The sequence below is a fragment of the Palaeococcus sp. (in: euryarchaeotes) genome, assembly GCF_053987695.1.
Genome location: NZ_JBMXHE010000069.1, coordinates 1 through 8,516, shown reverse-complemented (window position 1 = coordinate 8,516; position 8,516 = coordinate 1). Strand labels below are relative to the sequence as shown.

The 8,516-nt window shown below is 45.6% G+C and carries 8 protein-coding genes and 4 tRNA genes; 5 read left to right on the top strand and 7 right to left on the bottom strand.

Translation table 11 applies throughout. The annotated features are described in order from the left end of the window. Positions 1–221: 221 nt before the first annotated feature. From ACXJGZ_RS05980 to ACXJGZ_RS05970, 3 genes are all read right to left on the bottom strand, one after another. Positions 222–1,487 (bottom strand): adenosylhomocysteinase, encoded by a 1,266-nt coding sequence (locus ACXJGZ_RS05980; RefSeq protein WP_456321477.1) that lies wholly within the window; start codon positions 1,485–1,487, stop codon positions 222–224. A 68-nt stretch (positions 1,488–1,555) separates the two neighbouring features. Beyond that, positions 1,556–1,984: a UPF0179 family protein gene (locus ACXJGZ_RS05975; protein ID WP_456321476.1), complete on the bottom strand. Its 429-nt coding sequence runs from the start codon at positions 1,982–1,984 to the stop codon at positions 1,556–1,558. Positions 1,985–2,010: 26 nt separating this feature from the next. Next, positions 2,011–3,051, bottom strand: coding sequence for an NAD(P)-dependent glycerol-1-phosphate dehydrogenase (locus ACXJGZ_RS05970; protein ID WP_456321483.1), 1,041 nt, complete (start codon positions 3,049–3,051; stop codon positions 2,011–2,013). A gap of 94 nt (positions 3,052–3,145) precedes the next feature. Between ACXJGZ_RS05970 and ACXJGZ_RS05965 the strand changes: the two genes are divergently transcribed. The 3 genes from ACXJGZ_RS05965 (at position 3,146) to ACXJGZ_RS05955 (ending at position 4,882) form a co-directional block, all read left to right on the top strand. Continuing rightward, positions 3,146–3,952 carry a DUF63 family protein gene (locus ACXJGZ_RS05965; RefSeq protein ID WP_456321475.1) on the top strand — a complete coding sequence of 269 codons (807 nt, stop codon included), beginning with the start codon at positions 3,146–3,148 and terminating at the stop codon, positions 3,950–3,952. Between the two features lie 2 nt (positions 3,953–3,954). Then, positions 3,955–4,710, top strand: a complete 756-nt coding sequence (locus ACXJGZ_RS05960) for a bifunctional fructose-bisphosphatase/inositol-phosphate phosphatase (protein ID WP_456326594.1) — start codon at positions 3,955–3,957, stop codon at positions 4,708–4,710. 68 nt (positions 4,711–4,778) lie between these two features. Beyond that, positions 4,779–4,882: transfer RNA gene (locus tag ACXJGZ_RS05955), tRNA-Met, on the top strand. Between the two features lie 164 nt (positions 4,883–5,046). Here the strand turns inward: ACXJGZ_RS05955 and ACXJGZ_RS05950 are convergent. Beyond that, positions 5,047–5,134: transfer RNA gene (locus tag ACXJGZ_RS05950), tRNA-Leu, on the bottom strand. 104 nt (positions 5,135–5,238) lie between these two features. Here ACXJGZ_RS05950 and ACXJGZ_RS05945 point away from each other — a divergent pair. Together ACXJGZ_RS05945 and ACXJGZ_RS05940 are read left to right on the top strand one after the other, a co-directional pair. Continuing rightward, a tRNA-Lys gene (locus tag ACXJGZ_RS05945) sits at positions 5,239–5,316 on the top strand. 39 nt (positions 5,317–5,355) lie between these two features. Continuing rightward, the gene (locus ACXJGZ_RS05940; RefSeq protein WP_456398610.1) at positions 5,356–6,468 is read left to right on the top strand and encodes a DEAD/DEAH box helicase; all 1,113 of its coding nucleotides are present in this window, start codon (positions 5,356–5,358) and stop codon (positions 6,466–6,468) included. Between the two features lie 162 nt (positions 6,469–6,630). Here the strand turns inward: ACXJGZ_RS05940 and ACXJGZ_RS05935 are convergent, their stop codons facing one another. From ACXJGZ_RS05935 to ACXJGZ_RS05925, 3 genes are all read right to left on the bottom strand, one after another. Further along, positions 6,631–7,371 carry a hypothetical protein gene (locus ACXJGZ_RS05935; protein ID WP_456321473.1) on the bottom strand — a complete coding sequence of 247 codons (741 nt, stop codon included), beginning with the start codon at positions 7,369–7,371 and terminating at the stop codon, positions 6,631–6,633. Positions 7,372–7,605: 234 nt separating this feature from the next. Beyond that, positions 7,606–7,683 (bottom strand) — tRNA-Arg (locus tag ACXJGZ_RS05930). Between the two features lie 63 nt (positions 7,684–7,746). Then, positions 7,747–8,516 (bottom strand): adenylosuccinate synthetase (locus tag ACXJGZ_RS05925; RefSeq protein WP_456398608.1); only part of this gene is annotated, 770 nt, incomplete at its 5' end.

Here is an 8,516-nt window from a genome sequence, read left to right as displayed (position 1 = left end):
TTTCCATCTCTAAACCTCCGTTTTTGTTTTTAAACGCCAGCCATCGATGTTAAATCTCCCCATCCTCTCATAAATTCCCTGCATGGCATTCAAAAACATTTTCCCCTCATGCCAATCAATATTCTCTGAAAGGATGATCGTCTCCCATTCCTAAAGGGGCTTTTCTAAAGCGAGTTGCCAGTTCATTTTTGCTTCCCATTTGAACTTTAATTCGTCTCTAATTATGTCCCGTGCTCCCAGCTCTCCAGATATTTCTTTTGCTCTTCGGTGAGCTGCTCAATCTCAATGCCCATGGCTTTGAGCTTAATACTCGCGACCATCTCGTCAATCTCCCTTGGGAGGACGTAGACCCTGTTTTCGAGCTTCTCATGCTTGTCCCTGATGTATTTAGCCGCCATCGCTTGCAAAGCGAAGCTCATATCCATAATCTCAGCTGGGTGCCCATCAGCTGCCGCTAAGTTCACCAAACGCCCTTCCGCAAGGAGGTAGAGCCTCCTTCCATCTTTGAGCTTGTACTCGGTGATGTGTGGCCTTGGATTGTTTATTTCCACAGCCAAGCTCTCCAGGTCTGGCTTGCTTATCTCAACATCGAAGTGGCCAGCGTTTGCCATTATTACTCCGTCCTTCATGACCTCGAAGTGCTCTCTCCTGATACAGTTTATGTCTCCCGTTGATGTTACGAATATGTCTCCAACTTTAGCGGCTTCGCTCATTGACATCACTAAGAAGCCGTCCATTCTTGCCTCTAAAGCCCTAATTGGGTCAACCTCCACGACTATAACAGTAGCTCCAAGACCCTTAGCCCTCATGGCTATTCCTCTTCCGCACCAGCCGTAGCCAACTACAACGACGTTTTTACCAGCTATGAGGAGATTTGTGCTCCTTATTATGCCGTCCCATGTTGATTGACCCGTTCCGTAGCGGTTGTCAAAGAGGTATTTGGTGTATGAGTCGTTAACGGCTATGATTGGGAATCTAAGCACTCCATCCTTCTCCATCGCCCTAAGCCTTATCACACCCGTTGTGGTCTCTTCGCTTGCACCCCAGATGTTTTCTATCAATTCCTGCCTCTCCTTAAGCACCGTTGAGACCATGTCCGCGCCGTCGTCTATGAGGATGTTTGGCTTGATGTCCAAAGCCTTGTGCATGTTTTCGTAGTACTCCTCTCTGTTCTCTCCTCTAATGGCGTATACTTTAACTCCGTTCTTTGCCAAAGCCGCCACAACGTCATCCTGCGTGCTCAATGGATTGCTGGCGGTGGCGGAAACCTCTGCTCCCCCAGCTTTGAGCGTCAATAATAGGAATGCCGTCTTCATCTCCAAGTGCAAACAAGTGGCAATCTTCAATCCCTTAAAGGGCTTTTCCTTCTCAAACTCCTTCCTTATGCTCTGTAAAACAGGCATGAAGCGAGAGACCCAATCTATCTTCTTCTCTCCCTCTGGTGCCAGATTAATGTCCCTAACACAATAATCTCTCGTGCAGTCCATGCTATCACCAGAGGATAATCAAAAAAGAAGTTAAAAAGGGTTTTTATGATGGTGATGAAAAGAGTCCCTTACTCCTTTTCGCGCATGACCTTTACAATTTTGTAGTTTCTACCATTGCACTCTAGCTCCCCGGTTATCTCAAGTATCTTGACCACGTCCCCCTCAAAAAGCCCTTCCGGCTTAATAACATTCTGCTTTTCCAGATCATCGCATTCGATGAAATTTAGGGTTATCCTGGAACCGACGATGGCATATCTAGGATCCACTGCAACTTCAATGGAAGGCTCTATAACATCGACCACCCTAACCTTGCCTTCATGGAGAGGGCAGGAGTGCTCTATATTTCTGATCCTCAGAACCTTATACCTCCTTCCGGGCTCCAAATTTCCAACGCAGACTCTTGCAAGCCTGCATGTTTTGCATGGGTCAGCAGGTCCATAATAGATGAACTCTACCCCTGGTTTTGCAAGCTTTTCCCCAACTAACGTGACCACCATTTTAACACCTCCTCAATGAAAGATGATCATATAACACCTGTTATTTTAGCCGCTTTTTCGGCGGCTTCCCTTGTTAAACCTTCCTTCCCCAATATTGTGTATCTGTTGGGTCTTATTGTATGAGCAATGGTTAGAGCTTCCACTATATACTCCGGTTCAATCCCCAGTTCGTATGCATTTGTAGGTGCGTCCACTCTTTTTAATGTATCCCTGATTTTTTTCCAGTTCAAGCCGTGGAGGTATGCCATTATTATTGTTCCCACCCCACACTGCTCGCCGTGAAGTGCCGGCTTTTCCAAGAGCATATCCAAGGCATGGCTAAATAGGTGCTCCGCTCCGCTGGCGGGTCTTGAAGACCCTGCAATGCTCATGGCGACACCACTTGATATCAAACCTTTAACGACCTTTCTAACGCTCTCCTCATTGCCCAAACGGATTATGTCGGCGTTTTTAATTACCATCTTGGCGCTCATGAGGGAGAGAGAAGCGGCGTATTCACTGTAATACTCGCCTTTAAGTTTGTGCGCCAGCTGCCAGTCTTTAACTGCCGTTAAATTAGATATCATATCACCAACACCAGCGGCCAAAAAGCGATATGGCGCCGTTTTAATAACCTTAACATCCGCTATGATGGCAATTGGAGGACGAGCTTTTATTGACGTCTTAGCACCGAGATCCTTTATCGAAGCGTTTGCGCTCGCTATTCCATCGTGAGAAGCCGTCGTGGGGAAGCTTATGAACGGAATACCCTTCCTGAATGATGCAAGCTTTGCAACATCTATTATGCTTCCGCCGCCAACGCCAATGATCCACCCTATATCCTCATTTTCAATAAGGTTTACCACTCTTTTGACCTCATCCATCGTTGCACCTTTTATCGTGAGAGAATAAACAATGAACTCCTTCCTCAAATGCCTTTCAACTTCAGAACCCGCTATCTCCTTCGTTCTCTTTCCATAGAGGATCAGGACTCTTTCACTCAATTTTAGCCTTTTTGCAACTTCATTTACTTTATCCTTCAAATTCTCACCCAGAATTACCTCCCTTGGAAGCTCCATCAGGTGCATGAGCATCACTCCTAAACTACTTAGTCCTTCCAAACTTAAAAACATTGGGTAGAAAAAGCTTTAACGTTATAGGAGAACAAAGGGTGGTGGTAGAATGAGCATCGGTGGAATTTTCAAGGAATACTTTGTGAACCCCATACTCTACAACACGGGTTATAACACGGTTAACACCCTGACCTATGCCCTTATTCTCGGTCTCGCCTCACTGGGGGCATATAAAGTCCTCAAGAGAATGGGAATAAAATATGACAACGCTTTCTTTAGAGCCCTCATTCCCTACATGATCCTCGGGTCATTTTCAAGGGCTTTAACGGATGCCACGATAATTCCAAGAACTTTTCTAACCGTAACGCCGGGCATATATCTCGTCATGGGCGTAATAACCTTCTCCTCCCTCCTTATAACCCACAGGTTCTTTGAGGACTGGCGCAGGATATTCCTATACACCGGATGGAGCCTTATTGGTATTGATTTCTTCCTCCTCATCACACATTTGGACAGGGTGAATCTCACGGCAGAGCCCTTAAAATATTTTATACCTTTTGTGCTGCTGGCTGAAGGTGTGATATATCTCCTAACAAAGAAAATCCGCCTTGTAAGGGACAATTCATATCTCTTTTACGCCCATTTCTACGATGCGACGACAACGTTTGTGGGCGTTGATTTTATGGGCTACTGGGAACAGCATGTACTTCCAAGGTATTTGATAAATTTCACGGGCACGGCTGCGATTATGTATCTTTTAAAGTTCACGGTTCTCCTGATTGCTCTCTACCTGATGGGCGAGATAGAGGAGACAGAAAGCGACAAAGAGCTCATGGATTTTATAAAGATGGTGATCTTCATACTCGGCTTTGCTCCTGGAACCAGAAACCTTCTTAGAATGCTCATGGGGGTTTGAGGATGTATGAGTGGAATGAAATTGCGATTCAGATTGCGAAGGAGATAGAGAATGAGATAATGCCTCTTTTTGGAAAAGCCAAGGCCGGGGAGTTCATAGGGATAAGCCCCAGCGGTGACCAAACGAAACTCGTGGATAAAAAGGCTGAAAATGTAATTCTAAACTATCTAAAGCCTCTGAATGTGAACATAGTCAGCGAGGAGATAGGCAGCATAGATAAAGAGAGCGGATATACCGTTATTGTTGATCCCCTCGATGGTTCCTATAACTTCATAAATGGAATACCCGTTTTTGGGTTCAGCTTTGCAGTTTTCAAAGGAGAAGAACCAGTCTATGCCATGATATACGAGTTCATAACCAGGGATGTTTATGAGGGGATTCCCGGTGAAGGAGCGTACCTCAACGGAAGGGAGATACATGTCAGACCTATGAATGAGAGGCTTATTGCCCTGGATCTCTATACAAGGGGGAGGGGGATTGAGATTTTAACGAAAATCAAGAGAAGCAGGGTTCTGGGCGCTGTTGCCGTGGAGCTCGCCTACCTAGCCAAAGGGGCAATAGATGGAGTTGTGGACATAAGGAACTACGTCAGGCCCACGGATATAGCAGCGGGAATTGTCATAGCAAAGGAGGCGGGAGCCATAATAAGAGATGACAGGGGAGAAGAACTCAAATTCGGTTTAAACGCCTCAGAAAAGACAAATTTGATAGCCGTAAACGATGAGCGGCTCCTCAATTTGATACTTGAGAGCATTTGATACACCGGTAGCAACATTCGATAAAGCGAAAACTTTAAAAATCAATGTTCACGAGCTATATTGGGCGCGCCGGGGTAGCTCAGCCTGGTCGGAGCGCTCGGCTCATAGGGCGCTTCCCCTCGGGGAAGCCTGGGAAACCGAGAGGTCGCGGGTTCAAAGCCCGCCCCCGGCACTAAATATCCCTTCTGGAAAAACAGAAATTTCGGAAATTCTATAAAAGCGGCCCCTGCCATGAAAAGAGAGGGCTCAAGAACACACATAATCGGGAATAAGCTGGCATTGAATTGATGGAATACCATTAGAACGGCATTGGCAAATTTTAAAGTCCAAGAAGTCTGGTGCGGGGGGTGGGATTTGAACCCACGAACCCCTGCGGGACAGGACCCTCAATCCTGCGCCTTTGACCAGGCTCGGCAACCCCCGCGCGAGCCGTGTTATTCTCCATCCAAACGGGCTTATAAACTTTTCTGTTCCCTCTGCCGAAAAATTTATAAATGATTTTCCACTCTTATGGATTGGACGCATCTTGGGCCGGTAGCTCAGCCTGGTTAGAGCAGCGGGCTCTTAACCCGCAGGTCCGGGGTTCGAATCCCCGCCGGCCCGCCAGATTGCTGTTCTATGACGAAATTGAAAAGAGGCAAAAAGATGAATTTTAACAGCTTAGGACTTTCAAAGGATGCCCTACGTACCGTGAGGGATAGAGGTTTTAAAAAACCAACTAAAATTCAAAGGGAAATAATTCCCCGGTTTTTAAAGGGCGATAAAGACTTAATAGGACAATCCCAGACAGGGACGGGCAAAACAGCTTCATTTGGACTTCCTCTAGTTGAGCTTGTGGAGGAGGAAAATAGAAGCGTTCAGGCGATTATAATCACACCCACAAGGGAACTTGCCATTCAGGTCGCTGACGAGATAAACTCGCTAAAGGGTCGAAAAAGACTCAAGATTCTTCCAGTTTACGGTGGTCATCCCATAGGACCTCAGATTAGAGCTTTGAGAAGAGGTGTTCACATAGCGGTTGGAACCCCGGGTAGGGTGCTTGATCACATAGAGAGGGGCACTTTGAGACTTGAGAACGTGGAATATTTCATTCTCGATGAGGCGGATAGGATGCTCGATATGGGATTTATAGAGGATATTGAGCGCATACTGGAACATACGAATGAGAATAAACGCGTTTTCATGTTTTCCGCCACGATTCCACGGGAGATTTTGAGGCTCGCGGGACGCTACTTAAAGGATTATGAGGTCATAAGGACAGGAGAAAAAAGCCTGACTCCCGAACTCGTGGAGCAGGAATACTTTGAACTTCATCCATCGAAAAAGTTCGAAACACTCCGCAGAATTCTCAATGGCAATTTTTATGGAATAATCTTCTGTCAAACGAAGAGGGAAACAAAGGAGCTTGCAAGAAGGCTTGCGAGGCTCAACTATAGAGCAGAGGCTTTAAATGGAGACATGACTCAAAAAGCCAGGGAGAGTGTTTTAAGGCGTTTTAAGAAGAGAAGAACTAGAATTCTCGTGGCTACGGACGTGGCTGCCAGAGGAATAGATGTTAAAGATTTAACACATGTCATAAACTACTCTCTCCCCCAGAATCCCGAGGCATACGTTCACAGGATCGGGAGGACGGGAAGGGAAGGAAAGAAGGGTAAGGCGATAACCTTCGTAACCCCATGGGAATCCCACAGACTGAAGCATATCGAGAGAATTGCAAAAGTGAGGATTAGAAAAGTGCACGGGAGAAGGGCTTCTTAGATACCCCTCTATTTTTTGCTTCTCTAATCATGAGTATCAGTGCCATCACTCAAAGAACCGATCATTCTCACAGGCTCAATGTTTCCATATGGTTTGAAAAACCATTAAATCCTGTTCAAAATAGCTGAGAATTTAAAAGATTAAAATTAAAAATTTAAAATATCAAAATAGTTTAATGAACTGCTCTTTTGAGAGCACAACCCTGTAATGGCAGGGTGTGAAGCCCGGAAGCACGGATTTAGGAACCAAAATAGTCTCCTCCATACCCATAGAACTTACGTGTGAAATTAACTCGATGACCTGATCATTTAGACTGAAAAGCCAAGCATTAATGTAATCCGGGACCGCCTCCTTATTCAAGAGTGAGATCGTAATAATCCTGAGATCACTTAAAGGTTCCCTCTCAAAACTCGCAATAGATGCTCGGACTATCCTGTTCATCATTCTCTCACCAAACTCATGATACGTTCCTTCCATAGTGGTTATGAGGCCCGCAACTAATGCATCCTTAGAAATCCTCGAACTTAATTCACGGTACAAATTGATCAATTTTGCGAGACCTGTTTCATCGCTCCAATCTTGTATTTGAAAAATGTACGGCTCTTTAGAATAAATCTCATATTTGGAACCAAAGAGATCAATAACATAAAGCTTTCCTTCCTCCCCAGTCTTGTGGAGATCCACTCCTGCACGCTCTAATCTTAATTCAAGTTTTGAAACAGGCAACACGGTGTTAAGAACAACTCCAATCGCACCATTTTCTATTAAAGCTTTAAATATTCTTAAGCCTAATATCCAGCCTAGAGACCTTCTGTCATACGCTATCAACAAGTTCCCTCTATCAACAACCCCTCCCCCTAACGCAGCATCTACATCCTTTAATCCCGTTCGCACCACGTTCATAATCAACCCACCAAATTGAATGTTTTCCTTAAATTATTAAAAGCTTTTTATAAATTCCATAACTAGAGCATAAGAGGCTTGAATGGCTACGAAAACTATCATATCAATCGTTCCTCTTGCAAGAGTTATACTAGTTTTGGCAGAGAAGTATTCGAGGGTTTGTGTGAGGCTCTAAATTATTCAACTGGCTTGGTAGGGAGAAGTTAATGGAAATTGGGCTTTTAAAAGAGCGAATGGCGGGCCCGGCGGGATTTGAACCCGCGACCTTCGCCTCCGGAGGGCGACGCTCTATCCATACTAAGCCACGGGCCCTCGCTACTAACTAGCTACCCCAAAATAAAAGCTTTTTGAATAATTGAATGGGGAGAAGGGAAATCAAATGTTCTCTCTCAAATCGATTATATGCTCCATCTCTGGACCCGTCTTTATGAGCCCAACGGGAACACCCACGCGCTCCTCAATTTCCCATATAAATTCTTTAGCCCTTTGAGGGAGCTTTTCAAAGTCGTTGACTCCAAATGCATCCTTGTCGTACTTGTCGAGCATCGTTATCGCGAGCACTGTGGCACCGTTGACCCTCGCCGAGTATTTGGCAAATTCATAGTCAAACCAGCCGACACGCCTACGCCTCCCCGTGACGGTTCCATATTCCACAAGTCCCATTCTATCCGCTTCTTCCTCGCTCATCTCCGTTGGGAATGGGCCCGCACCAACGCGCGTTGGGAAGCTCTTGAAGACCACAATCACGTCATCAACTCTTGTCGGTCCAACGCCCACATCGCTCGCTATTGCTGAAGCGCTCGTATCCTTTGATGTAACATAAGGATATGAACCATAATAGAGACTTAATCCAAAGCCTTGAGTTCCCTCAATGAGGATTAGTTTTCCTTCATCTAAAGCGTCGTTAACCTCCTGAGCAACGTCCGTTAAGTACGGCTCGAGCTCCTTAATGTCCTTTGCCTGTCTGGCCTTCCTCATAACCCTATCTGCATTTGCTGGACCGCAACCGCTTCCCGTGGTCCCTATCTTCCCGTGCAGGTAAGCATTGGTTCTATCGAGTTCCCTGTGCCCGGGCTCTATGATTGTGCACCTGTAGTCAATGCCTACTCTCTTCTCAACATTGAAGGGTTTTAAATGCTCCAGTT

Coding starts and splice junctions, on each gene's coding strand:
- ACXJGZ_RS05980 (WP_456321477.1), bottom strand. CDS start 1,487: ATGGACTGCACGAGAGATTATTGTGTTAGGGACATTAATCTGGCACCA.
- ACXJGZ_RS05975 (WP_456321476.1), bottom strand. CDS start 1,984: ATGGTGGTCACGTTAGTTGGGGAAAAGCTTGCAAAACCAGGGGTAGAG.
- ACXJGZ_RS05970 (WP_456321483.1), bottom strand. CDS start 3,051: ATGCACCTGATGGAGCTTCCAAGGGAGGTAATTCTGGGTGAGAATTTG.
- ACXJGZ_RS05965 (WP_456321475.1), top strand. CDS start 3,146: ATGAGCATCGGTGGAATTTTCAAGGAATACTTTGTGAACCCCATACTC.
- ACXJGZ_RS05960 (WP_456326594.1), top strand. CDS start 3,955: ATGTATGAGTGGAATGAAATTGCGATTCAGATTGCGAAGGAGATAGAG.
- ACXJGZ_RS05940 (WP_456398610.1), top strand. CDS start 5,356: ATGAATTTTAACAGCTTAGGACTTTCAAAGGATGCCCTACGTACCGTG.
- ACXJGZ_RS05935 (WP_456321473.1), bottom strand. CDS start 7,371: ATGAACGTGGTGCGAACGGGATTAAAGGATGTAGATGCTGCGTTAGGG.